Origin of the sequence: Micromonospora sediminimaris (assembly GCF_016863575.1) — a bacterium.
In the GTDB taxonomy this organism is placed as follows: Bacteria; Actinomycetota; Actinomycetes; order Mycobacteriales; family Micromonosporaceae; genus Micromonospora; species Micromonospora sediminimaris.
In genome coordinates this window covers 1-26,356 of sequence record NZ_BOPD01000025.1, presented here as the reverse complement: position 1 = coordinate 26,356, position 26,356 = coordinate 1, and the positions used below count along the sequence as shown (strand labels likewise).

General features: G+C 72.6%; 24 protein-coding genes and 1 tRNA gene. 13 read left to right on the top strand and 12 right to left on the bottom strand.

From position 1 onward, the window contains the following. Positions 1-71: 71 nt before the first annotated feature. The 4 genes from Vse01_RS20095 to Vse01_RS20080 all read right to left on the bottom strand — a co-directional run bounded on the left by Vse01_RS20095 (position 72) and on the right by Vse01_RS20080 (position 3,890). Positions 72-785 (bottom strand): response regulator transcription factor, encoded by a 714-nt coding sequence (locus Vse01_RS20095; RefSeq protein ID WP_093410472.1) that lies wholly within the window; start codon positions 783-785, stop codon positions 72-74. Next, positions 758-2,038, bottom strand: coding sequence for a hypothetical protein (locus Vse01_RS20090; protein ID WP_232511448.1), 1,281 nt, complete (start codon positions 2,036-2,038; stop codon positions 758-760). The genes Vse01_RS20095 and Vse01_RS20090 overlap by 28 nt, the downstream gene beginning before the upstream one ends. After that, positions 2,028-3,206 (bottom strand): sensor histidine kinase, encoded by a 1,179-nt coding sequence (locus Vse01_RS20085; RefSeq protein WP_093410470.1) that lies wholly within the window; start codon positions 3,204-3,206, stop codon positions 2,028-2,030. The genes Vse01_RS20090 and Vse01_RS20085 overlap by 11 nt, the downstream gene beginning before the upstream one ends. 138 nt (positions 3,207-3,344) lie before the next feature. Then, positions 3,345-3,890 (bottom strand): GNAT family N-acetyltransferase, encoded by a 546-nt coding sequence (locus Vse01_RS20080; protein ID WP_093410468.1) that lies wholly within the window; start codon positions 3,888-3,890, stop codon positions 3,345-3,347. Positions 3,891-3,989: 99 nt separating this feature from the next. On the opposite strand from Vse01_RS20080, the gene Vse01_RS20075 reads away from it, so the two are divergent. Together Vse01_RS20075 and Vse01_RS20070 are read left to right on the top strand one after the other, a co-directional pair. After that, the gene (locus tag Vse01_RS20075; protein WP_093410466.1) at positions 3,990-5,531 is read left to right on the top strand and encodes a PQQ-dependent sugar dehydrogenase; all 1,542 of its coding nucleotides are present in this window, start codon (positions 3,990-3,992) and stop codon (positions 5,529-5,531) included. A 158-nt stretch (positions 5,532-5,689) separates the two neighbouring features. Continuing rightward, on the top strand, positions 5,690-6,463 hold the full coding sequence (locus tag Vse01_RS20070; RefSeq protein WP_093410464.1) for an HAD family hydrolase: 774 nt from the start codon (positions 5,690-5,692) through the stop codon (positions 6,461-6,463). A 117-nt stretch (positions 6,464-6,580) separates the two neighbouring features. Here the strand turns inward: Vse01_RS20070 and Vse01_RS20065 are convergent, their stop codons facing one another. The 5 genes from Vse01_RS20065 to Vse01_RS20045 all read right to left on the bottom strand — a co-directional run bounded on the left by Vse01_RS20065 (position 6,581) and on the right by Vse01_RS20045 (position 9,332). Then, on the bottom strand, positions 6,581-6,946 hold the full coding sequence (locus Vse01_RS20065) for a hypothetical protein (protein WP_139233245.1): 366 nt from the start codon (positions 6,944-6,946) through the stop codon (positions 6,581-6,583). 423 nt (positions 6,947-7,369) lie between these two features. Further along, positions 7,370-7,442, bottom strand: a tRNA-Arg gene (locus Vse01_RS20060). 95 nt (positions 7,443-7,537) lie between these two features. Further along, complete coding sequence (locus Vse01_RS20055; RefSeq protein ID WP_093410460.1) at positions 7,538-8,572, bottom strand: alpha/beta hydrolase; 1,035 nt, start codon at positions 8,570-8,572, stop codon at positions 7,538-7,540. A 78-nt stretch (positions 8,573-8,650) separates the two neighbouring features. Next, entirely contained in the window at positions 8,651-8,857 is a 207-nt protein-coding gene (locus Vse01_RS20050) for a hypothetical protein (protein WP_139233244.1), read from the bottom strand. Between the two features lie 58 nt (positions 8,858-8,915). Continuing rightward, on the bottom strand, positions 8,916-9,332 hold the full coding sequence (locus Vse01_RS20045) for an HPF/RaiA family ribosome-associated protein (RefSeq protein ID WP_093410456.1): 417 nt from the start codon (positions 9,330-9,332) through the stop codon (positions 8,916-8,918). A gap of 348 nt (positions 9,333-9,680) precedes the next feature. On the opposite strand from Vse01_RS20045, the gene Vse01_RS20040 reads away from it, so the two are divergent. The 3 genes from Vse01_RS20040 to Vse01_RS20030 all read left to right on the top strand — a co-directional run bounded on the left by Vse01_RS20040 (position 9,681) and on the right by Vse01_RS20030 (position 13,234). Next, positions 9,681-10,469: a single-stranded DNA-binding protein gene (locus tag Vse01_RS20040; protein ID WP_232511447.1), complete on the top strand. Its 789-nt coding sequence runs from the start codon at positions 9,681-9,683 to the stop codon at positions 10,467-10,469. Positions 10,470-10,652: 183 nt separating this feature from the next. Beyond that, a complete protein-coding gene (locus Vse01_RS20035; RefSeq protein WP_093410454.1) occupies positions 10,653-11,693 on the top strand; it encodes a cobalamin biosynthesis protein in 1,041 nt (346 codons plus the stop codon). Beyond that, positions 11,690-13,234, top strand: a complete 1,545-nt coding sequence (locus Vse01_RS20030; RefSeq protein WP_093410452.1) for a cobyric acid synthase — start codon at positions 11,690-11,692, stop codon at positions 13,232-13,234. Before Vse01_RS20035 ends, Vse01_RS20030 begins: the two co-directional genes overlap by 4 nt. 79 nt (positions 13,235-13,313) lie before the next feature. On the opposite strand, the gene Vse01_RS20025 is transcribed toward Vse01_RS20030, so the two are convergent. Beyond that, the gene (locus Vse01_RS20025) at positions 13,314-13,715 is read right to left on the bottom strand and encodes a rhodanese-like domain-containing protein (protein WP_093410450.1); all 402 of its coding nucleotides are present in this window, start codon (positions 13,713-13,715) and stop codon (positions 13,314-13,316) included. A gap of 87 nt (positions 13,716-13,802) precedes the next feature. On the opposite strand from Vse01_RS20025, the gene Vse01_RS20020 reads away from it, so the two are divergent. The 4 genes from Vse01_RS20020 to Vse01_RS20005 all read left to right on the top strand — a co-directional run bounded on the left by Vse01_RS20020 (position 13,803) and on the right by Vse01_RS20005 (position 17,906). Next, positions 13,803-14,432 carry a uridine kinase family protein gene (locus tag Vse01_RS20020; RefSeq protein ID WP_373870689.1) on the top strand — a complete coding sequence of 210 codons (630 nt, stop codon included), beginning with the start codon at positions 13,803-13,805 and terminating at the stop codon, positions 14,430-14,432. Positions 14,433-14,584: 152 nt separating this feature from the next. Then, a complete protein-coding gene (locus tag Vse01_RS20015; RefSeq protein ID WP_170863619.1) occupies positions 14,585-15,931 on the top strand; it encodes a dipeptidase in 1,347 nt (448 codons plus the stop codon). Positions 15,932-16,001: 70 nt separating this feature from the next. After that, positions 16,002-16,208 carry a hypothetical protein gene (locus tag Vse01_RS20010; protein WP_093410448.1) on the top strand — a complete coding sequence of 69 codons (207 nt, stop codon included), beginning with the start codon at positions 16,002-16,004 and terminating at the stop codon, positions 16,206-16,208. 117 nt (positions 16,209-16,325) lie between these two features. Next, positions 16,326-17,906: an ATP-dependent DNA ligase gene (locus tag Vse01_RS20005; RefSeq protein ID WP_093410446.1), complete on the top strand. Its 1,581-nt coding sequence runs from the start codon at positions 16,326-16,328 to the stop codon at positions 17,904-17,906. 3 nt (positions 17,907-17,909) lie between these two features. On the opposite strand, the gene Vse01_RS20000 is transcribed toward Vse01_RS20005, so the two are convergent. Then, complete coding sequence (locus Vse01_RS20000) at positions 17,910-18,728, bottom strand: SURF1 family cytochrome oxidase biogenesis protein (protein WP_093410444.1); 819 nt, start codon at positions 18,726-18,728, stop codon at positions 17,910-17,912. Positions 18,729-19,010: 282 nt separating this feature from the next. Between Vse01_RS20000 and Vse01_RS19995 the strand changes: the two genes are divergently transcribed. Continuing rightward, positions 19,011-20,492: a cobyrinic acid a,c-diamide synthase CobB gene (locus Vse01_RS19995; protein ID WP_093410652.1), complete on the top strand. Its 1,482-nt coding sequence runs from the start codon at positions 19,011-19,013 to the stop codon at positions 20,490-20,492. A gap of 3 nt (positions 20,493-20,495) precedes the next feature. Here Vse01_RS19995 and Vse01_RS19990 read toward each other — a convergent pair whose 3' ends face one another. Continuing rightward, complete coding sequence (locus Vse01_RS19990) at positions 20,496-22,628, bottom strand: transglycosylase domain-containing protein (RefSeq protein WP_093410442.1); 2,133 nt, start codon at positions 22,626-22,628, stop codon at positions 20,496-20,498. Between the two features lie 121 nt (positions 22,629-22,749). On the opposite strand from Vse01_RS19990, the gene cobC reads away from it, so the two are divergent. The 3 genes from cobC to cobA all read left to right on the top strand — a co-directional run bounded on the left by cobC (position 22,750) and on the right by cobA (position 26,301). Then, positions 22,750-23,835: an Rv2231c family histidinol phosphate aminotransferase CobC gene (gene cobC / locus Vse01_RS19985; RefSeq protein ID WP_093410440.1), complete on the top strand. Its 1,086-nt coding sequence runs from the start codon at positions 22,750-22,752 to the stop codon at positions 23,833-23,835. Then, positions 23,835-24,941 (top strand): nicotinate-nucleotide--dimethylbenzimidazole phosphoribosyltransferase, encoded by a 1,107-nt coding sequence (gene cobT / locus Vse01_RS19980; RefSeq protein ID WP_170863618.1) that lies wholly within the window; start codon positions 23,835-23,837, stop codon positions 24,939-24,941. The genes cobC and cobT overlap by 1 nt, the downstream gene beginning before the upstream one ends. Positions 24,942-25,059: 118 nt before the next feature. Beyond that, positions 25,060-26,301 carry a uroporphyrinogen-III C-methyltransferase gene (cobA, locus tag Vse01_RS19975; protein WP_093410650.1) on the top strand — a complete coding sequence of 414 codons (1,242 nt, stop codon included), beginning with the start codon at positions 25,060-25,062 and terminating at the stop codon, positions 26,299-26,301. Positions 26,302-26,356 lie beyond the last annotated feature (55 nt).

Here is a 26,356-nt window from a genome sequence, read left to right as displayed (position 1 = left end):
TCGCGACCTCCGGTGCGGACGGCATCTACCCACGAGCCTCGCCCAGGCGTCCGCCGCTGTCATGACGCCCGTTAGGGGGTCGGCTGATCGGTCGACGCACGCGACCGGTAGATACCAATTTCCTCTGGTCGGACGAGTCCGTCCTCAATCGCCCGGGCGAGCAGCGCCGCCTTCGTGGCGGCCGGTCGGCCCGCCCGCGTGTACTTGATCCTCGCCCGGTCGACGTACTGCTTCACGGTGTGCTCGCTGATTCGCATCCGCCGGGCCACCGAAGCCTTCGACATCGACTGGAACCACAGCAGCAGCGCCTCACGTTCCTTGTCGGACAGCACCGGGCGGTCCGGCCGCGGATCGCCGACCATCGCGCCGGCCAGCGCCGGCCCGACGTACGGTCGGTCGCTCGCCGCATCGAGCACCGTCGTCACACAGTGCTCCCGCCCCTCGTGCTTGGCCAGGAAAGCCACCGCCCCGGCGTCCAACGCGGCGAGCATTGTGGCGGGGTCGGAGTGCTCGGAGTAGACCACCACGCGTCGTCCGGCGGAGCTGAGCTCGGCCAGCTTGTCGAGCACCAGCCGGCCGTGCAACCGCAGGTCGAGGAGGACCACGTCGGCCTGCGGTGCCGCTCGCAGAACCTCGTCCGGATCGTCGCCGGTGGCCAGTACGGTCAGCCGGGGCTCGGTGGCCAACCAGGCGCGCACCCCGTCGATGACTACCGGGTGGTCGTCCACGATAGCCACACCGACAGGCCGCCCCGGCGTCACCGGTGCCAGCGCGTCTGCGTCCATCTGATCTTCCCGTCCCGTTCGTAGAGGTGCTCCACCTGCCCGTCGTCGTCCTCCGGCGGATGCCCGGTGGTGTCCGGGCCCTCCCGGTCGGGTGTGACGAGACTGACCACCACCTCGTCGGGGCCGGAGACCACGGTCAACCGGGCCCAGTCCTGTGCGTCCGCGAGACCGGCGGTGAGCGGATCCGCCAGGCTGCGGCGAATCCGCACCGGCAACGGTGGCGGTGTACCAATTGTGACCAGGTCGATCGGGAGGCCGTTGCGCTCGGCCAGATCGGCAGCGGCCCGCAACTCGTGCAGCAGGGGGTGGGGCACGTCGTCGGACTCGGCGATCAGGCGACGCAACTGGGCGGCGGCCCGTACGCAGCGGCGCTGCACCTCCGGGTCGGCCGGATCGACCCGTCCCTCGGCCAACTCGGTAAGCACCTCGCTGGCGGCGCGACCGACCAGATTCAGCCGCTCGCCCCGCTCGTGCCGGGCCCGTTCGGCGGCTTCCCGCTCGGCCACCATCGCGTTCGTGGTCGCCGCCGTGGCGGCGCGCTGCCGGGACAGCGCGGCAAGCACCGCCGCACCGGCGAAGACCGCCACCGGCAGCGACGATGTGCCGTAGAGGGCCATCGTGGCCCGGGCCAGGTCGGCGGCGCCCGTCGCACCGTGCAGCACGACGGCGGTCAGCGCGGTGGCCGCGTGCGCGGCCAGCAGTACCAGCAGCCGGCGCACCGGCCGCCCCCAGAGCACCACCAGGAAGAACCAGGCAAGGGTGCCCCACACCCAGTTCGCCGGGCTGAACAGATGTGCCCGGCCCACCGTGGCGAAGACCGCCACGTCGACTGCCAGCAGCAGGCCGGCCAGCGGCGTCGCCGGCAGCGGGGTGTCGTGTAGCAGCCGGATCCCGGCGATCACGCCGAGCGCCGCGACGAGTAACCAGCCCCCCAGCACCACCCCGGGCACGGCCAGCGTCGACCGGGCGGCGAGCACCGCGGGCAGCCCGATGGCCAGGTGCCAGACCAGCGCGATGGTGACCGCGACGATCCGGGCGCCCCGGTCGGAGGTGCGGGCCACCGCGGCGGCGGCCCGCACCGCACCGACCTCGTCGGACGCCGGCCCGGCCACGGGCTTCGGCACCGGGCCTGGCCGGGGCTGCTGCGGCAGGGACGCCGTACGGGCGGCGGTGCCTTCGGCGTACGTGGTCGTGCCGGCTCGGAACCCCGTCGCGCTCGCCCCCGGGTCCGTCGACAGCCGCTCAGCCGACATCGGACCACTCCAGCCGGATCCGGGTGCCCCGACCGGGCGCGGAGTCGACGTCGGCACGCCCGCCGATCGTCGCCATCCGGCCGTGTACCGACTCGCGCAGACCGTACCGGTGCGCCGGCACGGTGGCCGGGTCGAAACCGGGACCGTCGTCGATCACCTCGACCGTGACGGTGCCGGCGTACCGCCGCAGTCGCAGGGTCGCCCGTGCGCCGGGGGCATGGTTCACCACATTGGCCAGCGCGGCGTACGCGCTCTCCGCGACGGCCTCCGCGACAGATGCGGCCACCGTGCACGGTGGCAGGTCGGTGGCGACCGGGAGGCCGGGCAGCCGGGCGATCGCGGCCCGGAGACGCTCGTCCAGTCGGGCGGTCACGTCGTGCGGCACCGCGCGCGCCTCCGCCAGAGCGGCGAGGGTACGCAGGTCGGCGGCACACCGCTCGCGCAGCGCGGTGGAGGACCTGTCCACCGCGCCCTGCCCCACCATGTTGAGCGTCGCCAGCACGGTGTCATGCAGGTCGCGGTTCTGCCGTCGTTCCGCCTCGCGGGCGATCCGGGCGACCATGGCGTCCCGGGCGGCCCGCTGAGCGGCCACGAAGGCGGTGTCCGCCCGGGTGATGCGGCGGCGCATCACCGCGGTCATCATCGCCGTACAGGCGGTCTGGGCGAGCAGGGTGGCCGCGTGCGCCCTGGCCTCGGTCGAATTCCCGGCCGTGTGCGCACCCGTCGCGTACGCCGCGGTGACCAGCAGCCCGGCCGGAATCGACAGGCGGGCCGGGGCGGTCGCCTGAGCGTTGATCACGGTGGTGCTGGCCAGTACCGCGATCCAACTGGCCTCACCAGGCAGCACCTCGGGTGCGACCAGGACCGGGATCGCCAGGCACGCGGCGCTGGTGAGCGCCACGTCGACGGCGACGAGTGGCGTGCCGACGCCGTCCCGCCAGGCGTGCAGCGCGTACCAGAGCGACCAGCCGGTCAGCGCCGCCACGGCGGGTAGCAGCAGCTCCGGACGTACCGGCGGGGTACGCACGGCGAGCGCCACCACGAGGCAGAACAGGCCGCAGGAGAGCCGCAGCAGCGCCGGCAGTCGGGTGAAGATGAACGCGAACGCGCTGGCGGCCGGACGGTCCACCGTGGCAGGTGACGTGATCGGGTTGGGCAGGGCCGACATCGGGAAGGCGTCCTTTGCGACAAACGACCCGATCCGGGTCCGCGCTGCGGAGATCGACGCCGGAGAATAACACACGGCAGTGGAGCCGATGACCGTGGGTTACGTCGAGGTCGACCCTTGGTCGCCTATCCGTCACGCTCAGCCGCTGACCCCCTCGCGTAGCCCGACGCAGTCCTGCTGCCAGAACGTGGCCGAGTAGACGAACGTCCCGGTCATCCACGGCTCGTACCCGGATAGCCTGACCACCTGGAAGGCGGGTGCCGGAATGCGCAGCGACGGCCGACGGAAGCCCAGCTCGCCGGCGGCGGCGAAGCCGAGGCGGGCGTAGTACCCGGGATCGCCCTCCAGGAAGACCGCCGGCACGCCCCGCTCGTCGAGCAGGCGCAGCCCGTGTCTGATCAGAGCGCCACCGATGCCGCGCCGCTGCCGGCCGGGCGTGACCGCGACCGGGCTGAGCACCTGCACCGGTACGAGTTGACGCGGAGCGTCGAGCAGGCTGCGGGTGAACATCACGTGCCCCACGACCTCGTCGTCCTCCTCGGCGACCAGGCTGAGGGCTTCCGGGTCGTCGTTCCGCAGCGCCCGCACCAGCGCCGCCACCACCTCCCCATGGTCACCGAAGGCCAGCCGGTGCAGTTCGTGGACGGCATCGTGATCGGCCGCCAGTTCTTCCCGCAGTCGCATGCCGGTGACCGTACGGTCGGCGATTGATCCGGGCCAGCGATTTCCGGCGACGACGTGGCATCGTGCTAGATTCACTTACATCGATGCATAGGGGGTGGCATGAAGATCCGACTCGCGGTCGGGGCCGTACTCACCGCCGGTCTGGTCGTCGGCAGTGTCGGCCTCGCCGGCCTGGCCGGCGCGGTCCCGAGCGCCGAACGTCCGTCCGGTGCCCGCAACGACGCGCCACCCGCGCTGCTCGCCGTCGGTGACTTCGATTTCTCCCGGCCCGAGACGGTCGCCACCGGTCTCCAGGTGCCGTGGGGGATGGACTTCCTGCCCGACGGCAGCGCCCTGGTCGCCCAGCGACCCACCGGGCAGGTGGTGCGGGTCCGGCCCGGTCAGCCGACGGAACCCGTGGTCACCATCTCCGGTGTGACTCCGGTCAGCGAGGGCGGCCTGCTCGGCCTGGCCGTGTCGCCGACCTACGCTCAGGACGGCTGGATCTACGTCTACTTCACCACCGCGAGCGACAACCGGATAGCCCGGTTCCGGCTCACCGCACCGCAGACCCAGCAGCCGATCCTCACCGGGCTGAACCGCGCGGCCATTCACAACGGGGGTCGGATCGCGTTCGGACCGGACGGGATGCTCTACGTCGGCGTCGGCGACGCCGGACAGACCGCCTCAGCACAGGACCCGCAGAGCCGCAACGGAAAGATCCTTCGCATCCGGCCCGACGGCACCGTCCCGTCGGACAACCCGATCGCCGGATCGCCGGTCTACAGCCTCGGCCACCGTCACGTGCAGGGACTGGCCTGGGACGCCCAGGGCAGGCTGTACGCCACCGAGTTCGGTCAGAACACCTGGGACGAGATCAACCTGATCGTCGCCGGTAGCAACTACGGATGGCCCACGGTGGAGGGAAGGGCCAACGACCCCCGCTTCCGTGACCCGCTGCTGACCTGGACCCCGGCGGAGGCGTCACCGAGCGGTGCGGCGATCGCCGGGAACCGGCTCTTCGTGGCCAGCCTGCGCGGAAACCGCCTGTGGAACGTGCCGCTAAACGGGTCCGGCGGCGTCGGCACCCCCACCGCCGAACTGGCGGGCAGCTACGGGCGGCTGCGCACCGTCGAGTACGGCCCGGACGGGTGGCTCTGGGTCACCACCAGCAACCGGGACGGCCGGGGCACGCCGGCAGCCACCGACGACCGGATCCTGCGCTTCCCGCCCCGCGACGCCACCACACCCCCTCCCACCACCCCGCCGCCGACCACGCCGCCGCCGACAACTCCGCCTCCCACCACGCCGCCCCCGCCCACGACACCGCCGCCGACCACCGGACCCGCCACCTGTGTGGTGAGCTGGACGGTCAACCAGTGGAACAGCGGCTTCACCGCGGACGTCCGGGTCACCAACCGGGGTGCCGCCCTGACCGGCTGGACCGTGACCTGGTCCTTCGGCGGCAACCAGCAGGTCACCAACGCGTGGAACGCGCAGGTCACCCAGGCCGGCAGGAACGTGACCGCGCGCAACGCGGCCTGGAACGGCAGCCTGCCGACAAACGGCACGGTGAGCTTCGGCTTCCAGGCCACCTACTCCGGCACCAACGACCGCCCCACCGACTTCCAGCTCAACGGCACCCCCTGCCAAACCAGCTGACCTCCCCATCCGAGGCCGCGCCTGGTGCCAGATCGAGCCAATCTTGGAAAGTTCCCGTTCTCCGCGAACGGGAACTTTCCAAGATTGACAGCGACGCAGGCGGGACGGGTGATCCTCCCGGACGGGTTTGTAGGCGGGAGGTGCGTCAGGATGGGGGGATGCTGCGACCACCTCGCGCGCTCCTGTTGGACTTCGGCGGTGTCCTGGCCGACGCTCCACGACAGCCACCGGCACCACCGGCACTGGTGCGCCGGCTGTTCGACCTGATGGGCGGTGCCGTGTCGGCCGAGCAGATCGCCGCCGACCTGACCGAGGGCGGCCGGGCCTACGCGCGGTGGCGCGACGACGTCGGCAACTCCGACGATCCGATCGAGCTGCCACACGCGCAGGTGTGGGCAGACTTCGTCACCGTTACCTGGCCCGAAGCTGCCCGCACGGCGGTCCAGGAGGCGGCGACCCCACTGGCGTACGCGTGGGCGTGGCGACCGGAGTGGCAGGTCCGTCCCGGCATCCCGGAGGCGCTGCGAGCCGCGGCCGGGGCAGGTCTGCCGATGGCGGTGGTCAGCAACGCGCTCTGCGGGGCGGCGCATCGGGACTTCCTCGCCGCTGCCGGGCTGTCCGACCTGTTCGTGGCCGAGTTCTACAGCGACGAGGCCGGGCTCCGTAAGCCCAACCCCCGTCTGGCCTGGCTGGCGGCCGACGCCGTCGGCGTGCCGATCGGCGACTGCTGGTTCGTCGGCGACAGCGTGCACCGCGACGTGGCCTGTGCTCGTCGGGCTGGTGCAGGTGCCGCGATCCTGATGCGCTCACCTCGCACCGACCGCGAGCCGTCCCGCCCCGACCTGCGGCCGGACGCCCACACCGAGGACGGCCACGGCCTACTCGCGCTCCTGAGCCGAGGCGGCTCCTCGCCCGAGGACGACCTGCCCTAGCGTGCCGGTGGCTCCGCCCGCCGTGGTCATCCTCGGGCCGAGCCACCGGCAGCATCCAGCGTTACGACCGGCATCTCGCTGGAGATCGTCGGTCGTGGTGTATCTGTGCGGTAGTGACTACCAGTTCGGTGGCAGGTAGTTGCTCTTCGTAACCCCGCGGTTCTTGGTGATGCGGTAGTTGGACCCGCAGTTCGCCTTGGAGTATCCCCCGATACCCACACCGTTGCCGTAAGCGTGCTTCTTGTTGCCTGTGCTCACGTGCTTGCACTCGGTCCAGGCACGGTAGAAGCCGGTGCCACCCCGACACATGACCCCGTAGGTGGCGGTCCCGGGGGTGCCGTTGCAGTTCGTCGGCAGCGCCTGTGCTGGTGAGGCGGTGACCGCGACAACACCGAGGGTCGAAGTGAGCGCAAGGGTCAGGGTGACCGCTACCCGTTTGGCGGTGCCGACCCTGCTTCCCGTCCCGTTATTGCTTGCTCGCACGTTGTTTCCCCCTTTGCCGGTCGGCCGGTTCCGACTTCGGCCTTCGTCGGTAGCTCTGGCGGTGCAGCATTCGCGCCGGCACGCCCACTGAATCGAAGACCATCACTTTCGGGCGCGCCGAGATCCGCGGACTCGGCAACGCTCCCTTGTGGACGACTTCGCGGTCCACCGCCGGCGCAACCCTTTCAGCAAGCGGGCCAAAAGATCAAGGGCCGTGGACGTACCGACTTCAACCGAGGGAGTGCCAGGTCGACGTTGATCCTGGTTGTGGAGGCGGGTCACGGGTTGGCCGGGTGAGCCAACCTTCGGCCAGCCCGATGGTGCGGCGGTGGCTACCCCGGTTCGCGGCGCCGGTGAAGGGCGCAGTCGAACCCGGCGGTGGCAACGAGCCGCTCGACGACTCCGCCACCGCTGTATCGTCTGCGCGCCCGGCAGGATTCGAACCTGCGGCCTTGGGATTAGAAGTCCCCTGCTCTATCCGCTGAGCTACGGGCGCAACGTGGTATCGCGCGAGAAGGGTACCGCCGTCCGCCCTCCGCCCGGTGAAACGGGTGGTCAGGCCGGGTCGTAGCGGCCGGGTGTCGGCGAGGCTCAGGCGTCCGCGGCGGAGTGGCGTGCGGGGTGTCCGTCCTCGGCCGAGGGCCGGGGCTGCGGCGGGGTCGGGCGGGTGGCCGTCGGTCCGGCGCAGAGGAAGGCTTCGGCCCACCGACCGACCTCGGCGAAGACCTTCTCGCGTACGGCGGGGCCGGAGAGCGTGAGATCGTGCAGGCCGCCGTCGAAGCGGGACACGGTGACGTGCTGGCCGAGCCGGGGAGCCCAGCGGACCATGTGCTCGACGTCGAGGACGGCGTCGGCCAGGGTCGCCGCATCCTGCCACTTCGTGCCTCGGAACGATCGGGTGGAGCAGGCGAGCAGCACCGGCACGGGGATGTCCAACCCGGCACGCAGTCGCCGCTGACCGGTGCGGATGGCGTCCAGCCAACCGGCCCGCACGGGGAAACCGGCGAGCGGCTTCCAGGCCAGGTCGTACGTCCACTCGCCGCGATGGTCGGCGTGCAGGCTCTCGCCGTACACGGTGCCGATCCCGAACGGGAGGATGCGGTGCGGCGCCCTGCGGCCCAGGCGCGCGACGGCGGCCGCGAGGGGTCGCCGCACGAACCAGGGAGCGTTGAGGTCGAAGAAGGGGCTGTTGAGGAAGATCCCGTCGACCAGTCCGGCGTCGCGGCGGGCGTCGGCCCACAGCGAGATGATCAGGCCGCCGGTGGAGTGGCCCATGGCCAGCAGGGTGTCGTGCCCGTCCTCGTCCCGGATGATCCGTGCGGCAGCGTCCAGCTCGGGGAAGTAGTCGCCGAGGTCGCGACAGAAGTTCGGGGTCTGGTGCGGCAGCAGGCTACGGCCGTATTTGCGCAGGTCGAGCGCGTAGAAGTCCCAGCCGCGCGCGGCGAAGAAGTCAGCCACGTGGGTCTGGAAGAAATAGTCGACGAAGCCGTGCACGTAGAGCACGGCGCGTCCGGTGGGCTGCTCCGCCCGGCGGCGGACCAGCGTCGCCACCACCGGACCCTCGTCATCCCTGCCCAGGTCGATGATCTGCCGCTCGTAGGGCGGCCCAAGCACGTCCGGTTCCACCCACCGACGGTACTGCGGCTGGCTACCGGGCGGTAGCCCCCGCCCGCCCGCACCCGGCGGACAGGGGCTACCTCCTGGTCAATCGCCCACGGCCTCGCGCCCGGACGGCTCGTGCGAGGTCGAGGCCCGGCCACGATCCGGACCGTACGGCGACACCTGGTCGACCGGCACCGAGCGGTGCTCCCGCCGGGCCGAGGACGAACCGCCCTCGACCGGGCCGTCGCTGTCCTGGACCAGCCGGGTTTCGCCGCTCCGGCGCATCTCGGGTTGCTGCACGTTGGGCATGTCGTTCACCTCCACGGTGGGCGCGCCGGCCGCTCAGGTCCATCGGCCGGCTATGCGCTCACCTCTCGTCGGTCGTCCCGGCCCCGGCCAATTCGTCGGTCGGCGCGACCGGGCCGGGCGGTTCGTTGACCCGCAGGTGCTTGTTGTTGCGGGGTTCCTGCCGGGTCTTCGCGTCGTTCAGCTGACGACGCAGGTCGTCGCGGACGTCGTTGAGCGCGGCGTGCAGGTCCTCCTCGGTCGAGGTGGCGACCACCCGTTGCCGACCGGCGATCCAGCACTCCAGGGTGACCTTCTGACCCTTGGCCTCCCGATCCTTCACCGACAGCTCCATGTCGGTGGCGTCGGCGTGGAAGCCGGCCAGGCGGGCGTCGAGCGTCGTGAACTGCTCGACGATGCGGTTTCGCTCCCGGTCGGAGAAGCCCGCGCCCAGCCGGAGGCACTTGGCCACGGTGGCGGGGTCCTGCACGGCGCTCATCGCCGCACCTGCCCCGTAAGGCGGGTGGAACGGGTACTGGTCATCATCATGATCGCTGACCTTTCGTTCGACGTCGTGCTCACGGGTGCGCTTGCAGGGATCCCTACCCAGGTCGGCTCCGTCCGGAACGTGACCATTTCCGCTGCCTCTTGATCATCGCCGGGTGGCTGCCGGCGGGCCAGGGACGTTCGGCCTACCACAAGGGGACCTTGATCAGGCGTTTGTCCACAGGTGGTCCGGTCGTCCACAGGTGCCGCCTCCTGGGCTGTCTGCGAAGGGCAACGGGCGGCAGGCTCAGTGGCGAGTCGACTCGCCGAAGCCACGCCCCGGACCTCTGAAGGAGGGACGATGTTCGATACCTACATGACGATTGTCGGAAATGTGCTCACCGCGCCGGAGTGGCGCCGAACCGCCCAGAGCAACACCCTGGTGGCCAACTTCAAGGTCGCCTCGACCGCCCGACGCCTCGACCGCGACAGCGGGCGCTGGGTCGACGGCAACAGCCTGCGGGTGCGCGTAAACTGCTGGCGCAAGCTCGCCGAGGGAGTTGCCGCCTCGGTGATGGTCGGTGACCCGGTCGTGGTCTGCGGCCGCCTCTACACCCGTGACTGGGTCGACGACGCCGGCAACCACCGCACGCTGTACGAGTTGGAGGCCGTCGCAGTCGGCCACGACCTGTCCCGGGGGCGTGGGCGTTTCCTGCGCAACCGGCCCAGCCTGACCACCAGCGCGGTCTCCGACGCCGACGCGGAGCGGCGGGTGCACGGGGAGCCGACCGAGCCGGTGCCGGACGACGAGGCACCGGCCCGACCCGACGACCGCCCGGTCGACGACGACTTCGAGCTGCCCGACATGTCGGGCTACGCCGCCGGTCTCGACGGCAATCTCGACCCAGGGCGGCTCGGCGGATTCGACCCGGGTTCGGGCGGGTCCGAGTCGTCGGGCGGCGGCCGGCTGCCGGCGGGGGAGTTGGACGATTTCGCCGGCGCTGGCGTCTCCGACGAGCTTGCCCCGGTGCCCGCCGAAGCCACCGAGGTCGAGGTCGAGTTGGCGGTGCGCCCGGAGGAATCGGGGGCGGGCGATGCCGCGACCGGGCGCGGTCGTCGAGGGCGCGGACGGCTGCCACAGCCCGTCTGACCACGCGCGAAAGGCGGCCGGCATGCGCCTGCCGGTGTGCGCCTCGCCAGTGGTGATCAGGTGACCGGGCCGGTGACGTGCCCGGTCGCCTGCCACCCCAGGACAGCGGTGCTCGGGGTGGCTACGGCGGGCGGATCCCGGGTGCCCAACTCGGCTAGGCTGGCCGTCCGGGGGTGACATGCCGTGCGACACGCGGGTGCGGTGGCGAACGCGACTGGCCTTGTCGCGGGCTACGCGCTGGACGCCCTGTTCGGCGACCCTCGTCGTGGTCACCCGGTGGCCGGGTTCGGCCGGGCCGCCGCCGCCCTGGAACGTCGCCTCTACCGCCCTGACCGGCTGGCTGGCGGAGTCTTCGTCGCGCTCTGCGTCGGTGCGCCGGTCGTGATGGGTGTGGCCGCCACCGTCGGCACCCGGCATCGGCCGGTGGCCCGGGTGGTGCTGGTGGCCGCTGGCACCTGGGCGGTGCTGGGCGGGCGTAGCCTGAGCCACGAGGCGAAGGCGATGGGCCGGTCACTGCGCGGTGGTGACCTGCCGGTTGCGCGACAGCGGCTCGGGCATCTCTGCGGGCGGGACCCGACGACGCTCGACGAGCCCGAACTCGCACGTGCGACGGTGGAATCGGTGGCGGAGAACACCTCCGACGCGGTGGTCGCCCCACTGGTCTGGGGTGCGGTCGCCGGGCTTCCCGGCCTGCTCGGCTACCGCGCGGCGAACACTCTCGACGCGATGGTGGGCCACCGTAACGTGCGCTACGCGCGTTTCGGTACGCCCGCCGCGCGCCTGGACGACCTGCTCAACCTGGTGCCCGCGCGGCTGACCGGGCTGCTGACCGTGGCGCTGGCGCCGGCCGGCAAGGGAGACCGGGAACGAGCCTGGCGGGTATGGCGGCGGGACCGCGACGACCATCCCAGCCCCAACGCGGGGCAGTGCGAGGCGGCGATGGCCGGGGCGTTGGGCGTACGCCTGGGCGGACGCAACGTGTACTTCGGCCGTACGGAGGTACGTCCGTTTCTCGGTGACGGTCCCCGTCCCGGGGCTCGGCACCTGACCCGGGCCGCCCGGATCTCCCGGGCGGTCGGCCTGGCGGCGCTCGGTATCGCGGTGGCGTACCCGTTGACCGCGGGCCGACTGATCGGCGTCGCTTCCCGCCGGACGCTTCGATCCTTCCGGACGGTCCGACCGCTGCGGGCGCCTCGACCCCTGCCGCTGCGGAGCGGTCGGTGACCGGTGGGCTGCTGGTGGCCGGGACGACCTCGGACGCCGGCAAGAGTGTGCTCACCGCCGGCATCTGCCGGTGGCTGCACCGGCGAGGTGTGAAGGTCGCGCCCTTCAAGGCGCAGAACATGTCTAACAACTCCGCCGTCGTGCTCGGGCCGGACGGCCGGGGCGGCGAGATCGGGCGGGCCCAGGCGATGCAGGCGGCGGCCTGCGGGCTCGCGCCGGACCTGCGGTTCAACCCGGTGCTGCTCAAGCCCGGCAGCGACCTGGCCAGTCAGGTGGTGCTGCTCGGCCAGGCCGTCGACACGATCACCGCCGGCACCTTCCGGACCCTGCGTCCCCGGCTCGCCGACACCGCCTACGCGGCCCTGGCCGAGTTGCGGTCGGAGTACGACGTGGTCATCTGCGAGGGCGCGGGCAGCCCGGCGGAGATCAACCTGCGCGACGGCGACTACGTGAACATGGGGCTGGCCCGGCACGCGCGGCTGCCCACCATCATCATCGGTGACATCGACCGGGGTGGCGTGTTCGCCGCCATGTTCGGCACCCTCGCCCTGCTCGACCCCGCCGACCAGGCCCTGCTCGCCGGCTTCGTGGTCAACAAGTTCCGGGGTGACCTCGGCCTGCTCGCTCCCGGGCTGGAGATGCTGCGCCAGCTCACCGGTCGCCCGACGTACGGGGTGCTGCCCTGGGCACTGGACCTGTGGCTCGACGCGGAGGACTCACTCGCCTACGGCCGGGTCCTGGGTCGCCCGCCCGCCCCGCGCGGCACCGAGTGGCTCGACGTGGCCGTGCTGCGGCTGCCCCGGATCAGCAACGCCACTGACGTCGAGGCGCTGGCGACCGAGCCGGGAGTGCGCGTGCGGCTGACCGTCGAGCCGGCCGAACTGGCCGCCGCCGACCTGGTGGTGCTACCCGGCTCGAAGTCGACCGTGGCCGACCTGGCCTGGCTGCGCGAGACGGGTCTTGCCGACGCCGTCACCGCGCACGTGGCGGCGGGCCGTCCGGTGCTCGGCATCTGCGGTGGCTACCAGATGCTGGCCCGCGCCATCCACGACCCGGTGGAGAGCCGGCAGGGCACCGTGCCCGGCCTCGGCCTGCTGCCCATCGAGATCACTTTCGACCACACGAAGATCGTCCGGCCGGCGCGGGGCAGCGCCGCAGCCGACCTTCCGGTCCACGGCTACGAGATCCACCACGGGTACGTCTCGACCGCCGACCCGCAGCTGACCCCGCTGCTGCGGGACACCGGTGGTGCCGGCGAGGGCGCCATGCACGGCGTCGTGCACGGCACCCACTGGCACGGCGCGTTCGAGTCCGACGAGTTCCGTCGCTGGTTCCTCACCCGGGCGGCCCGACTAGCCGGGCGTACCGGCTTCCGGATCGCGCCGGACACCTCCTTCGCCGCCGCCCGGGAACGCAGTCTCGACCTGCTCGGTGACCTGGTCGAGGAGCACCTGGACACGGACGCCCTGTGGCGGCTCATCGAAGACGGCCCTCCGACCGACCTGCCGTTCGTCCCTCCCGGTGCTCCGACCGGAGGTTAGGGTGCTGAGCCGGCGAACATCGGCGGAAGAGTCCACTGTGGCACGACCCCAGACCCTGGATACCTGACGGCCGACCGAATCAGTTGCGGACGTCGGCGGGCTGGTCGGAGAAGGGCAGGCCGGCCGACGTCCACGCCTCCACCCCGCCGATCATGTCGGTCGCCCGGTGCAGGCCCAGGGCGCGCAGGCTCGCGGCGGCGAGGCTGGAGCTGTACCCCTGCCGGCACATCACGACGATCTCCAGGTCGTACCCGGTGGCTTCGGGTATCCGCCAGTCACTGGCCGGGTCGAGTCGCCACTCCAACACCGTCCGGTCGATCACGATGACGCCGGGTAGGTCGCCCTGTTCCCGTCGCTGCGCGTCGGTGCGGGTGTCGATCAGGAGCGCACCCCGGCTCGCGGCCTGCACCGTCTCCTGCGGGGTCAACCGGGTCATGCCCGCGCGGGCCTGCTCCAGCAACGCCTCGACACCGGGACTCATCACGGAATGGGACACGCCACGAGCATGCCGTCCGGTGCGCGGCTGCGCGATCCGAAGTGGCCCGGGACAACCCGATCGGTAACGTCGGTGTCCGTGGTGGTGGTCTTCGAGGCGTACGCCGGACTGGCTCGACGGGTGCTGGCGGGGCCGGCCCGGTTGGGGCGTACCCGGCTGGTGGCCATCGACGGGCCCAGTGGCGCCGGCAAGACCGTCTTCGCCGCGCGCCTCGCCGACGCCCTCGCCGGTGTGACGCCCGATGCGGCCCGGCCGCCGGTGGTGCACACCGACGACCTGCTCGACGGGTGGGATGACCAGCTGACCTTCTGGGAGCGGTTGGAGGAGCAGGTGCTCGCGCCGGTCCGGGTCGGGCAGGCCGGCGCCTACCGGCGGTACAGCTGGGTGCGGCGGCGTTTCCTGCCCGCGCCGGTGCCGGTCCCGGTGACGCCGGTGCTGATCGTGGAGGGAGTCAGCGCGGCCCGGACGACCGCCGTGGCGGACCTGACCCTGGCGGTCTTCGTCACCGCCCCGCAACCACTGCGGCTGAATCGGGCGGTGGCCCGCGACGGTCCGACGATCCTGCCGGAGCTGCGACGCTGGCACGTCACCGAAAGCGCTCACTTCGCCGCCGACGGCACCGAGGCCCGCGCCGACCTGATCGTCGACGGCGCACCCACCCTGCCGCACGACCCGACGCGCTACTACTGCCGATGCGGCTGAGCACGCCGACCACACCGACCGTGCTGCGGGCGGCAGGCCGCGCCGCCCCGGTGCGGCCTGCCGTCCGGGCTGCGGTGGTGGCCCGCAATCCCCCCGCGGGCCGCGCCGCGCGGTAAGGCCGGCATACGATGCCGGTCATGACCACACCGATCATGACCGAGTCCGATCTGCGGGAGGCCGTCGCGCGGGAGTTGCCTGGCGTACGCGCCGACCTGGAGCGTCTCGTCCGCATTCCCGGCATCGCCTTCGAAGGCTTCGATCACGCGCACGTGGAGCGGTCCGCCGAGGCGGTGGCCGAGTTGCTGCGCGGCTGTGGCCTTGACGTGGAGGTGGTGCGGGCCGGTGGTCAGCCCGCGGTGATCGGCCGGAAGGCGGCACCACCCGGTGCGCCGACGGTGATGCTCTACGCCCACCACGACGTCCAGCCGGTCGGCGACGCGAGTCTGTGGGAGTCCGACCCGTTCGAGCCGGTGGAGCGGGACGGCCGGTTGTACGGCCGGGGGGCCGCCGACGACAAGGCCGGCATCATGGCGCACGTCGCGGCGCTGCGCGCGTACGGTGACCGGCTGCCGGTCGGCGTGGTCGTGTTCGTCGAGGGGGAGGAGGAGTATGGCTCCGACTCCCTGGAGCGCCTGCTCGCCGAGCACCGGGACAAGCTCGCCGCCGACGCCATCGTGATCGCCGACTCGGCCAACTGGGATGTTGGCGTGCCGGCGCTGACCACGTCGTTGCGCGGCATCGTCAACTGCTTCGTCGAGGTGCGCACGCTGGACCACGCCGTGCACAGCGGCATGTTCGGCGGCGCCGTCCCGGACGCGCTCACCACACTGGTCCGGCTGCTCGCCACGCTGCACGACGACGCCGGGAACGTGGCGGTACCCGGCCTGGTCGGCCGGGAGGCGGCCCGCGTCGACTACCCGGAGGACCGGTTCCGGGCCGAGGCCGGGCTGGTTGAGGGAGTGCGGTTGTTCGGCACCGGCCGGATCACCGACCGGCTGTGGACCAAGCCGGCGCTCGCCGTGCTCGGCATCGACGCCCCGGCCACCGGCGAGGCGCCGAACGCGTTGGTTCCGGCGGCCAAGGCCAAGATCAGCGTACGGCTGGCGCCGGGCGACGAACCGAAGCGGGCGTACGCGGCGCTGCGCGCCCACCTGGAGCAGTGCGCACCGTGGGGCGCACAGGTCGAGGTGAGTTTCGAGCACGACGGCGCCCCCTGCGTCATCGACGCCACCGGCCCGATGTTCGACGCGGCTCGATCGGCCTTCCGTACCGCCTGGGACGGCACCGACGCGGTGGAGATCGGGGTCGGCGGCTCCATTCCGTTCATCGCCACCTTCCAGGAGATGTTCCCGCAGGCGGCGATCCTGGTGACCGGGGTGGAGGACCCGCACGCCCGGGCCCATGGGCCCAACGAGAGCCTGCACCTGGGCGAGTTCGCCCGGGTCTGCCTCGCCGAGGCGTTGTTGCTGGCCAGAGTGGCTGAGGCGGGTCGCGCGTGAACCCGTAACTTCCTGCCGACAGTGGCCGTTTCCGGTGTGTCGGGCGCGGGGCTGTTGTAGCCTCTCGAACATGCGTACGAATGAGGTTCTGGCCCGCCTGGAGGCCGCCGTCATCGCTCTGGGGGACGTCGACGTCTCCGCGTGGCCCGAGGACACGCTCAAGGAACAGCTCGGCGAGCTGTCCGCCGCCCTGGTCGCCCTGGATGCGTCGCTGTCGCGCATCGCCGACGGTGTCCGTGCCCGCGGGCTGCGCATCGAGGAGCCGGTCCCGGCTTGACAGCGCGCCGACGTCGGTGGGCGCGGGTGACGTCGGCGGCCGCCGTCCTGGTGGCGTTGCTGGCGGGTCCGCACGCAGGTCGCGCCGGTTGTCGGTGGTGGCTGGCAGGATGAGGTCGTGCGGTTCCTCGACCTGGCTGCCACCTCCGCGGCCGTCGGCGCCACCAGCGGTCGTCGGGCCAAGGTGGAGCTGCTCGCCGATGCCCTGCGGCGGCTCGACCCGCCCGAGGTGGCGGCGGGCTCCGGCTGGCTCGCCGGTGAGCTGCGTCAGCGGCAGACCGGCGTCGGCTGGGCCAGCCTGCGTGACCTGCCTCCGCCAGCGGCCCAGCCGACGCTGACGGTGTCGGCGGTCGACGCGGCGATCGACGAGATCGCGGCCGTGCACGGCACCGGCTCGCAGACTCGCCGTCGGGCCCTGGTGCAGGCGCTCTACGCGGCCGCCACCGCCGACGAGCAGCGCCTGCTGACCGGTTTGTTCCTCGGCGAGCTGCGGCACGGCGCGCAGGCCGGGCTGCTCGCCGACGCGATCGCCCGAGCCGCCGGGGTTCCCGTCGCCGCAGTACGCCGGGCGCTGCTGCTCGCCGGTGACCTGCGGGCGGTGGCGGTGGCCGCCCTCGGCGGCGGAGCCGCCGCGTTGGCCGAGTTCGGCCTGCGGGTCGGCCGGCCCCTGGCGCCGATGCTGGCGCAGAGCGCGTCCACCGTCGACGAGGCGCTCGCCGCCACCGGGGTCCCCGCGGTGGTCGACGTGAAGCTCGACGGCATCCGCATCCAGGTGCACCGCAGCGGTTCCGACATCGCCGTGTTCTCCCGCAGCCTCGACGAGATCACTGCCCGGGTGCCCGAGGTGGTCGCCGCCGTGCGAGCCCTGCCCGCGCGGGAGATCGTCCTCGACGGGGAGGCCATCGGGCTGGACGCCACCGGTCGGCCCCTGCCGTTCCAGCAGACGTCCAGCGCCGCCGCCCGCCGGGCCGGGGCCGCCGGTCCCGGGGCGCCGGTCGCACCGGCGGTACGCGCCGCCGCCGAGCGCACCGGCGAGACCGTGCTCACGCCGTACTTCTTCGACCTGCTGCACCTCGACGGGGTGGATCTGATCGATGCGCCGGGCCGGGAGCGGTGGGCGGCGCTGCGCGGCACCGCCGATGCGTCGCTGCTGGTCGGGCGGATGGAGGTGGACGACCCGGAGCGGGCCGGCGCGGCCTTCGCCGCCGCGCTCGACGCCGGCCAGGAAGGCGTGGTGGTAAAGGCGCCCGACGCGCCCTACGACGCTGGGCGGCGCGGCGCCGCCTGGGTCAAGGTGAAGCCCCGGCACACCCTCGACCTGGTCGTGCTCGCCGTGGAGTGGGGCAGCGGCCGACGCACCGGGTGGTTGTCGAACCTGCACCTGGGCGCTCGCGACCCGGGCACCGGCGGGTTCGTGATGCTCGGCAAGACCTTCAAGGGGCTCACCGACGAGCTGCTGCGCTGGCAGACCGAGCGTTTCCTCGGCCTCGCGGTGGATCGCGGTGACTGGGTCGTCCGGGTCCGGCCCGAGCAGGTCGTGGAGATCGCTTTCGACGGCGTGCAGAGCAGTTCCCGCTATCCCGGTGGGGTCGCCCTGCGATTCGCCCGGGTGGTCCGCTACCGGGACGACAAGACGGCAGCCGAGGCCGACACCATCGACGCCGTCCGGGCGATCCACGCGGGCCGCCCGGCCGGCTGAGCGTCAGGTGGTCGCCGGCGTGTCGGCGTCGGCGGCCCGGTCGCGGGGGCGCTCGTCGACCACCCCGGCGATCCGGCGGGCCTCGCGGCGGGCGATCCAGCCGTAGCCGACCACTGTCATCGCCGCGAAGATCCACCATTGGACGACGTAGCCGAGGTTCTGCCAGTTGTTGGCGTGGCCCACCGGCACCGCCCGGAACACCGGGTCGGCGGCCGGCGTCTGCTCGTCGAGGAGCAGGTACGCGCCGTGCACCGGGTACGGCAGCTCACCGGCGAGTTGGGGCACGGAGACCCGGCGGCTCTCCAACCGGCCCTCGCGGCGGGACACCTTGGCGTCGCCGCTCTCGCTGGCGTGCACCCGCCCCTCGACGGTCACCTCGCCAGTCGGCGCGGGTGGCACGTCGGGCTGTGCCACCGCCCCACCCGGGGCGGGTGGGATCCAACCCCGGTCCACCAGGACGGCGGTGCCGTCGGCCAGCACCAGCGGGGTGACCACCTCGAAGCCGACCCGACTGTCGACCGTGCGGCCCCGCACCAGGACGATGTTGTCGGTGTCGTACCGGCCGGTCACGGTGACCCGGGTGAAGGTCCGCTCCGCAGCCGGTGGCGCACCGACCGTGCCGGGGCCACCGGTCGGCGCGGGCAGCGCCTCGCGCAGCGGCACCGGGTCCATTCGAAGGCCGGCGTCGATGCGCTCGTTGATCGCGGTCCGGCCGTGGTAGCGGTCCAACTGCCAGTTGCCGAGCAGCACCATCACCGTGGCGGCGGTCAGGGCCAGCACGAGGAGGCCCAGCCAGCGCGGCGTCAGCAGGAACCGGTACACGCCACGAGATTACCCGTGTGACCGCAGCCACTGCGCCGAGCCGTCCCGGCGCGAGCGTGCGGTCGTCGCCCTGCCCTGCCGCAGGCAGTGGCGCCGGCCGGAGACGGCGCAGGCAACCTCATCGTGGCGGAGCGTACCGGCGTCGGGGCGGTCCGCCACCGACTGCCTGACCTGCCGGGGACAGGGCGGCGGAGGGTGCGTGTACGGCGTCCGCTTCAGCTATCGTCACGCGGGCGGAGCGCGCCGACGGTCGGCACGCCGACCGCTCGCGAGGAGTCGATGATGACCGTCGTGCCGCGTCTGGTGCTCAGTGCCCCTTCCTCCGGACACGGCAAGAACGCGCTGGCGATCGGCCTGCTCGCCGCGTTCGCCGATCGGGGCCTCGACGTGGCCGGCTTCAAGATCGGGCCGGACCAGGTCGACGCGGCGTACCTCGGGCTGGCCAGCGGCCGGCCGGGGCGCACCCTGGATCCGCGGCTGGTGGGCGCCGAACGCATCGCCCCGCTGCTGCTGCACGGCGCGGCCGGCACGGACCTCGCCGTGGTGCAGGGCAGCATGGGCCTGTACGACAGCCTGACCGGCCGGAGCGAGACCGAGTCGACCGCCGCCGTCGCCACCGTGCTGCGCAGCCCGGTGGTGCTGGTGGTCGACGTCGCCGCGATGGGTCAGTCGGTGGCCGCCCTGGTGCACGGCTTCCGGGCGTACGACGAACAGTTGTGGATCGGTGGGGTGATCCTCAACCGGGTGGCCTCCGCCCGACACGAGGCGCTGCTGCGGGAGGCGCTCGACGACATCGGTATCCCGGTCTACGGCGCGCTGCGCCGCCAGGACCTGCCCTCGGTGCTGCCGCCCCGTCGGCACGGCGTGGTGCCGGTCCTTGAAGGCGCCGGCGAGGCCGCCCGGGCGGTCCGGCGGCTGGGTGAGGCGGTGACCGCCACCGTCGATCTGGAGCGGCTGCTCGGGCTGGCCCGCTCGGCACCGGCGTTGGGTGCGCAGCCATGGTCACCGCAGAGCACCGACGAGGCCGCCCCGGCCCTGCCCGGCGGTGCCGCGCCTCCGGTGGTGGCGCTGCTCGGTGGACCGGGTGGCAGCTTCAGCCACGCCGAGACGGCCGAGTTGCTGCGGGCCGCCGGGGCGGAGGTGATGACGCTCGACCCGTTCGCCGACGAGGTGCTGCCGGCCGGCACCCGGGCACTTGTGGTCGGCGGGGCGCTGCCCGAGTCGTACGCGGAGCAGCTTTCCGCGAACCGGCGGCTCTGCATCGCAGTCGCCGAGCTGGCTCGCACCGGGCGTCCGGTGGTCGCCGAGGGGGCCGGCCTGCTCTGGCTGGCTCGGGAACTCGACGGGCTGCCGATGTGCGGGGTGCTCGACGCGATCGGCAGTCTGCGGGACGGGCTGGTGGTCGGCTACCGGGAGGCGACCGCTCAGGGCGACAGTGTGGTCGCCGGCCGGGGCGAGGTGGTGACCGGGCACAAGGAACACCGGGCCGTGCTCAATCCCCGGGGTGGGCAGCGTCCGGCGTGGAGCTGGCCGGGCGGCGCGCCGGAGGGGTTCATCTGGCGGGGCGTACACGCCTCCCAGCTCGTTCCGCACTGGGCCGCGTACCCGAGGATCGCGACCCGGCTGGTGGCCGCCGCTGCGGCCGAGCCGGCCACGGTCCCGGTCGGGGTCGGCGGCGGTGCCCCGGCCGGGCCGGCGGGTGTCGCGCCGGGCGACCCGGCCGGTGCGGTGGCGTCCGGGCCGGCCGCGGGCCCGCCAGCCTGATCGTCAACCGACGATCCGGTCCGACGGTGGGACGAAGTCCCGAACGGGTTTGCCCTTCAGCGCGTCGCGGAGGGTGTTCGACACCGCGACGATCGGGATCTGCGACTGCCCGTCGCCCACCGCGTTGAAGGGATTGTCGGGGTCGGAGATGAAGCTGGCCGCCGCCAGTTCCGGCGTGTAGCCGACGAACCAGGCGGATCGGGTGCTGTCCGTGGTGCCGGTCTTGCCGGCCACCGGGCGGCCCACCGTTCCGCGCACGCTGTCCGCCGTGGACCATCCGCCGCAACTGCCCTTGGCCGGGGTGTCGCCGGTGGGACAGCGGGCGGCGTCGGTGGCGGCGCGCGCCGCGTCGGCGCTGACCACCTGGCGGCAGCGCGGCTTGGCGACCTCACGTTCGATGCCACCCGGTGTGGTGTAGGTGGCCGGGGTGCCGTCCCGGTTGTAGATGGCATTTACCGGCAGCGCCTCGCAGTAGCGCCCGTCGGCGGCGACCGCGGCGTAGGCGTTGGCCATCTCCAGGGGAGTGGCGTCGGAGACGCCCAGGGTGAAGGCACCCCACTTGTTGGCCTTCGCAGGGGAGGCGTGCTCCCGGTCCACGTCGGTACGCCAGCGCAGTCCCAGCTGCTCGGCGAGCCGGACGGCCCGTTCCGCCCCGACCTGCTCCTCCAGCCAGACGAAGTAGGTGTTCACCGACTTGCCGAAACCGGACCACATGGTCTGCATGCCGCTCATCGCGCCACTGGCGTTCGAGGGTTGCCAACCGTCGTAGACCTCCGAGCGGTAGCTGTGTGGCGCGTTGAAGGTGGTGTTGAGCGGCATCCCGGCGTCGAGGGCGGCCAGCATGGGGAACATCTTGAACGTCGACCCCGCCTGATAGCCGGGCAGGCCACCGCCGCCCATCAGGGGTGCCACCGTGTTCGGGTAGTTGGCCCGCACCTCTGGGCCCGCCTCCGGGTTGGAGCTGAGCGGATTCTCGTCGACCTCAAGCGAGTACCTGCGGTTCACCGCCATCGCCTTGACCCGTCCGGTGCCCGGCTCGGAGACCACGATGCCGTTTGCGAACGGGCTGCCGGTGTTCGACTCGGTGCCGACGTTCTTCTCCGCCGCCGCCTGGATCTTCGGGTCCATGCTGAGCACGATCCGGTATCCGCCCCGGCGTAGCTTGTCCAACCGCTGGAGCCGGTTCTCACCGAACGCCGGCTGGGCGCTCCACCAGTTCTTCAGGTAGTCGCAGAGGAAGCCCCAGCTGTTCCACTTGTCGGGAACGGCGGCGCAGTCGTTTGGCGGGTAGGTCAGCCGGAGTCGGATCGGCTCGCCCTTCGCCGCCTGGGCCGAGTCCGGCGAGAGGTAACCGAGCCGGGCCATGTTGTCGAGGACGTAGTTGCGCCGGGCGGTGGCCTCCTTCTGGTCGGAACTGGCCGGGTCGTACTGGGATGGCGACTTGACCAGCCCGGCGAGGGTGGCCGCCTCGACCGCAGTCAGCTCCTTGGGGGTCTTCGAGAAGAAGATCTCGCTGGCGGCGTAGATGCCGTACGCGCGGTGCCCGAAGTATGCCGAGTTGAGGTACCGCTCCAGGATCTCCTCCTTGCTCAACTCCTTCTCCAGGTCGACCGCCATGCGCATCTCCTTGATCTTGCGAGTCGGGGTCTGCGCCGTGGCTTCCTGCACCTCCCTCGGGTTGGTGGCGCTGTCACGCAGCGCCATCCGGACGTACTGCATGGTGAGGGTGGAAGCTCCCTGGGAGACCCCGCTGGAACGGGCGTTGGCCACGAAGGCGCGGGCGACCCCCTTCGGGTCGACGCCGTGGTGCTGGTAGAAGCGGTTGTCCTCGGCGGCCACGATGGCCTGCTGCATGTTGGGCGAGATGTCGGACAGCTTGGTGTACTGCCGGTACTCCTCGAAGAACATGGTCAGCACGGTCTTGCCGTCGGGCGCGTACAGGTAGGAGGTCTCGGCGGGCAGGGCCGTGGTCAGCAGCCGGGTCTTGCTCTCCACGGCGTGCGCGGTGGCCTTGGCGCCGATGCCGGTCACCGCGACGACCGGGTACGCGGCAGCGGCGACGACGACGCCGGCGATCAGCCCGGCACGGAGTAGCGGAACGAGACGACCAGCGGCAGCAAGGGGTCGGTAGCTCACACCGCCAAGTTATGACATTTCCGATTCGTCTATGAGAAATACTCATGAAGTGATCGGTGGTGATGTGGCCCACCCGCCGGGTCGCTGTCCCCCGCGGCGCCTTCCCGGCAGGATCGCGGTCATGCATGGGCAGCTGACCACGAGATCCAGAGCCTCAGTGACCGAGCCGGATCTCGCCCACCACGGTGACGTCGAGGTCGCCGCGGGCCTGGTCGACCTCGCCGTCAACGTGCGACGCGCCCCACTGCCGCCCTGGCTGGCCGAGCCGATCACCGCGTCGATGGCCGACCTCGCCGCGTACCCGGACCCCCGTCCGGCCCGCGCCGCCGTCGCCGCCCGGCACCGCCGGCCACCGGAGGAGGTGCTGCTAACCGCCGGTGCCGCCGAGGGCTTCGTGCTGCTCGCTCAGGCACTGCGCGGAATCCGTCGTCCGGTGGTGGTGCACCCGCAGTTCACCGAGCCGGAGGCCGCGCTTCGGGCCGCCGGGCACACCGTGCGGCGGGTGCTGCTCGACCCGGCGGACGGTTTCCGGCTCCACCCGGAGCGGATACCCACCGACGCCGACCTGGTCGTCGTCGGCAACCCGACGAATCCCACCTCCGTGTTGCACCCCGCCGCCGACCTCGCCGCACTGGCCCGCCCCGGTCGCGTACTCGTGGTCGACGAGGCGTTCGCGGACACCGCCGCCACGCCCGGGGTACCCGGTGAACCCGAATCGCTGGCTGCCCGCCGGGACCTGCCGGGCCTGCTGGTCGTACGCAGCCTCACCAAGACGTGGGGGCTGGCCGGGCTGCGGATCGGCTACCTGCTCGGCGAGGCCGCGCTGCTGCGCCGGCTGGCCGTCGTACAGCCGCTCTGGGCGGTCTCCACCCCAGCGCTGGCCGCCGCCGAAGCCTGCGCGAGCCCTGCGGCGGCCCACGCCGAACGGGTCATCGCCGCACAGCTCGCGACCGACCGCGAACACCTGGTCGCGCGGCTTGCGGCGCTGCCCGGCGTACGCGTGGCCGGCCGCCCGGCCAGCGCCTTCGTGCTGGTGCGGATCTCCGGGGCCGACCGGATCCGGGACCGGCTGCGGGCCCGGGGCTGGGCGGTACGCCGGGGCGACACGTTTCCGGGACTCGGCTCCGACTGGCTACGGATCGCAGTGCGGGATCGGGTGACCACCGACGCGTTCATCGACGTGCTGGCCGACATCATGGAGGCATGATGCTGGAGAACACCATCGCGGCCATCGGCCCGCTCGACGAGTCGGCGATGACCGCGGCGAGGCAGTTGCAGGCGCGCCTGACCAAGCCCGCCGGCTCGCTCGGCGCTCTGGAGGAGCTGTCCGTACGCCTCGCCGGCCTGGCGGGCAGTTGCCCGCCGCCGGTGCCCGACCGGGCGGCGGTGGCGATCTTCGCCGGTGATCACGGCGTACACGCCCAACGGGTCAGCCCCTGGCCGCAGGAGGTCACCGGGCAGATGGTCGCGAACTTCCTGGCCGGTGGGGCGGTGGTGAACGCCTTCGCCCGGCAGGCTGGTGCCTCGGTGACCGTGATCGACGTCGGGGTGGCGGCCCCGCTGCCGGTGGCCGACGTCGCTGGCCCGGACGGTGCCGGCACCCTGCACGGCGCACCGGAACCGGCGGTGCCCCGACTGGTCAGCACACCGATCCGGGCCGGTACCCGGGACATGACCGTCACCGCCGCGATGACCCGGCAGGAGGCGCGGACGGCGGTCGAGGTCGGTATCGCCAACGCCGGGAAACTGGTCGACGCCGGCGCCGGGATTCTGCTCACCGGTGACATGGGGATCGCCAACACCACCCCGGCCGCCGCCCTGATCGCCGCCTTCACCGGAGTCGACGCCGCCGAAGCGACCGGCCGGGGCACCGGCGTCGACGACCCGACCTACCAGCACAAGATCGAGGTGGTACGCGCCGCGCTGCGCCGCCACACCCCCGACCCGGCGGATCCGCTCGGTGTGCTGGCCGCCGTCGGTGGGCTGGAACACGCCGCGCTGACCGGATTCGTGCTCGGTGCGGCGGCGCGTCGAGTACCGGTGCTGCTGGACGGGGTGATCGCGGTCTCCGCCGCGCTCGCCGCGGCGGCCTTCGCCCCGGACTCCGTGGCGGCCATGGTCGCCGGTCACCGCTCCGCCGAGCCCGGCGCGACTGTCGCGCTGCGCCGGCTCGGCCTCACCCCCCTGATCGACCTCGGCCTGCGACTCGGTGAGGGCACCGGCGCGCTGCTGGCCCTGCCGGTGGTCACCGGCGCGGTCCGGGTGCTGCACGAGGTGGCCACCTTCGACTCCGCCGGGGTGGCCGAGAAGTGAGCCAGCGCACCCTTCGGATTCGCCGTCAGGTGCCGGGCGTCGCCGGTGCGCGGAGCGAGGCGGTATGAGCGAGTTTGCGAGTGAACCATCAGGCGCGGCAGCCGGCGGCTCGGGCGGGCTGAGCGCCAACGCGTACCCCCTCGGGCTGCGGCTGGCCGGGCTCCGCGTGGTAGTCGTCGGTGGGGGAGCGGTCGCGACGCGGCGGGTCCCGGCGCTGCTCGACGCGGGTGCGGACGTACTGCTTGTGGCACCGGACCTCACCCCGGCGCTGCGCGCACACGTCGACGCCGGGCGGCTGCACTGGGTGTCGCGCCGGTTCGCTGCCGACGATCTCGATGGTGCCTGGCTGGTGCAGGTCGCCATCGACGACCCGACCGCCGCGGCGACGGTCAGCGCCGCCGCCGCGGAACGTCGGATCTTCTGCGTACGCGCCGACGACCGGAACGCGGCGACAGCCTGGACGCCAGCGGTGACCCGGTACGGTCCGGTCACCGTGGCGGTGCTCGGCGGTGGCGACCCACGCCGCGCGGTGAGCGTCCGCGACGCCATCCGTGCCCTGCTGGTGTCGGACTCCGCCGGGCCCGGGGAACCGCTCGACGCCCCTGCCGGCGGGGGTGACCGTCGCGGCCGAGTCGCCCTGGTGGGTGCCGGACCCGGTGACCCGGAACTGATCACCCTCCGGGGCTGGCGGCTGCTCAGCGAGGCCGACGTGGTGGTCGCCGACCGGCTCGTCCCCGGACTACTCCTGGACGAGTTGCGCACCGGCGTGGAACTGGTGGACGCCTCCAAGATCCCCTACGGTCCGTCCAGGACGCAGGAAGAGATCAACCGGATCCTGGTGGATCGGGCGTTGGCGGGAGCCTTCGTGGTCCGGCTCAAGGGTGGCGACCCGTACGTCTTCGGGCGGGGCGGAGAGGAACTGCTCGCCTGCGCGGCGGCGGGAGTGCCGGTCACGGTGGTGCCGGGGGTGACAAGCTCGATCGCCGCGCCGGCCGCGGCGGGCATCCCGGTCACCCACCGATCGGTGGCGCACGAGTTCACCGTCGTCTCCGGGCACGTCGCTCCCGAATCACCGGACTCACTTGTCCGCTGGGAGGCGCTGGCCGGTCTGCGCGGCACCCTGGTGATCCTGATGGGCCTGAAGAACCTCCCCTCGATCGCCAGCACGCTGCTGGCCCACGGGCGGGCACCGGGGACGCCGGCTGCGGTCATCCAGGAGGCCACCACCGGTGGTCAGCGGATAGTCCGCTCGACGCTCGGCGAGGTGACTGACGCGGTGACCGCCGCCGGGCTGCGTCCACCGGCTGTGGTCGTGGTCGGTGACGTGGTCGAGGTACTGGGGTCGGCTGGGCTGACCTGAGCCTCTAGTGGTTGCGGTTTTGGGCTGGGGGACGACTGTGCCTGGCTTCGTGGGT

Excerpts from the sequence above, each read along its gene's own strand:
- Vse01_RS20040 (WP_232511447.1), top strand. The coding sequence starts at position 9,681 with ATGTTCGATACCTACATGACGATTGTCGGAAATGTGCTCACCGCGCCG.
- Vse01_RS20025 (WP_093410450.1), bottom strand. The coding sequence starts at position 13,715 with ATGAGTCCCGGTGTCGAGGCGTTGCTGGAGCAGGCCCGCGCGGGCATG.
- Vse01_RS20010 (WP_093410448.1), top strand. The coding sequence starts at position 16,002 with ATGCGTACGAATGAGGTTCTGGCCCGCCTGGAGGCCGCCGTCATCGCT.
- Vse01_RS20050 (WP_139233244.1), bottom strand. The coding sequence starts at position 8,857 with ATGCCCAACGTGCAGCAACCCGAGATGCGCCGGAGCGGCGAAACCCGG.
- Vse01_RS20090 (WP_232511448.1), bottom strand. The coding sequence starts at position 2,038 with ATGTCGGCTGAGCGGCTGTCGACGGACCCGGGGGCGAGCGCGACGGGG.
- Vse01_RS20085 (WP_093410470.1), bottom strand. The coding sequence starts at position 3,206 with ATGTCGGCCCTGCCCAACCCGATCACGTCACCTGCCACGGTGGACCGT.
- Vse01_RS20095 (WP_093410472.1), bottom strand. The coding sequence starts at position 785 with ATGGACGCAGACGCGCTGGCACCGGTGACGCCGGGGCGGCCTGTCGGT.
- Vse01_RS20075 (WP_093410466.1), top strand. The coding sequence starts at position 3,990 with ATGAAGATCCGACTCGCGGTCGGGGCCGTACTCACCGCCGGTCTGGTC.
- Vse01_RS20045 (WP_093410456.1), bottom strand. The coding sequence starts at position 9,332 with ATGAGCGCCGTGCAGGACCCCGCCACCGTGGCCAAGTGCCTCCGGCTG.
- Vse01_RS20015 (WP_170863619.1), top strand. The coding sequence starts at position 14,585 with ATGACCGAGTCCGATCTGCGGGAGGCCGTCGCGCGGGAGTTGCCTGGC.
- cobT (WP_170863618.1), top strand. The coding sequence starts at position 23,835 with ATGCTGGAGAACACCATCGCGGCCATCGGCCCGCTCGACGAGTCGGCG.
- cobC (WP_093410440.1), top strand. The coding sequence starts at position 22,750 with ATGCATGGGCAGCTGACCACGAGATCCAGAGCCTCAGTGACCGAGCCG.
- Vse01_RS20070 (WP_093410464.1), top strand. The coding sequence starts at position 5,690 with ATGCTGCGACCACCTCGCGCGCTCCTGTTGGACTTCGGCGGTGTCCTG.
- Vse01_RS20080 (WP_093410468.1), bottom strand. The coding sequence starts at position 3,890 with ATGCGACTGCGGGAAGAACTGGCGGCCGATCACGATGCCGTCCACGAA.
- Vse01_RS19995 (WP_093410652.1), top strand. The coding sequence starts at position 19,011 with ATGACCGTCGTGCCGCGTCTGGTGCTCAGTGCCCCTTCCTCCGGACAC.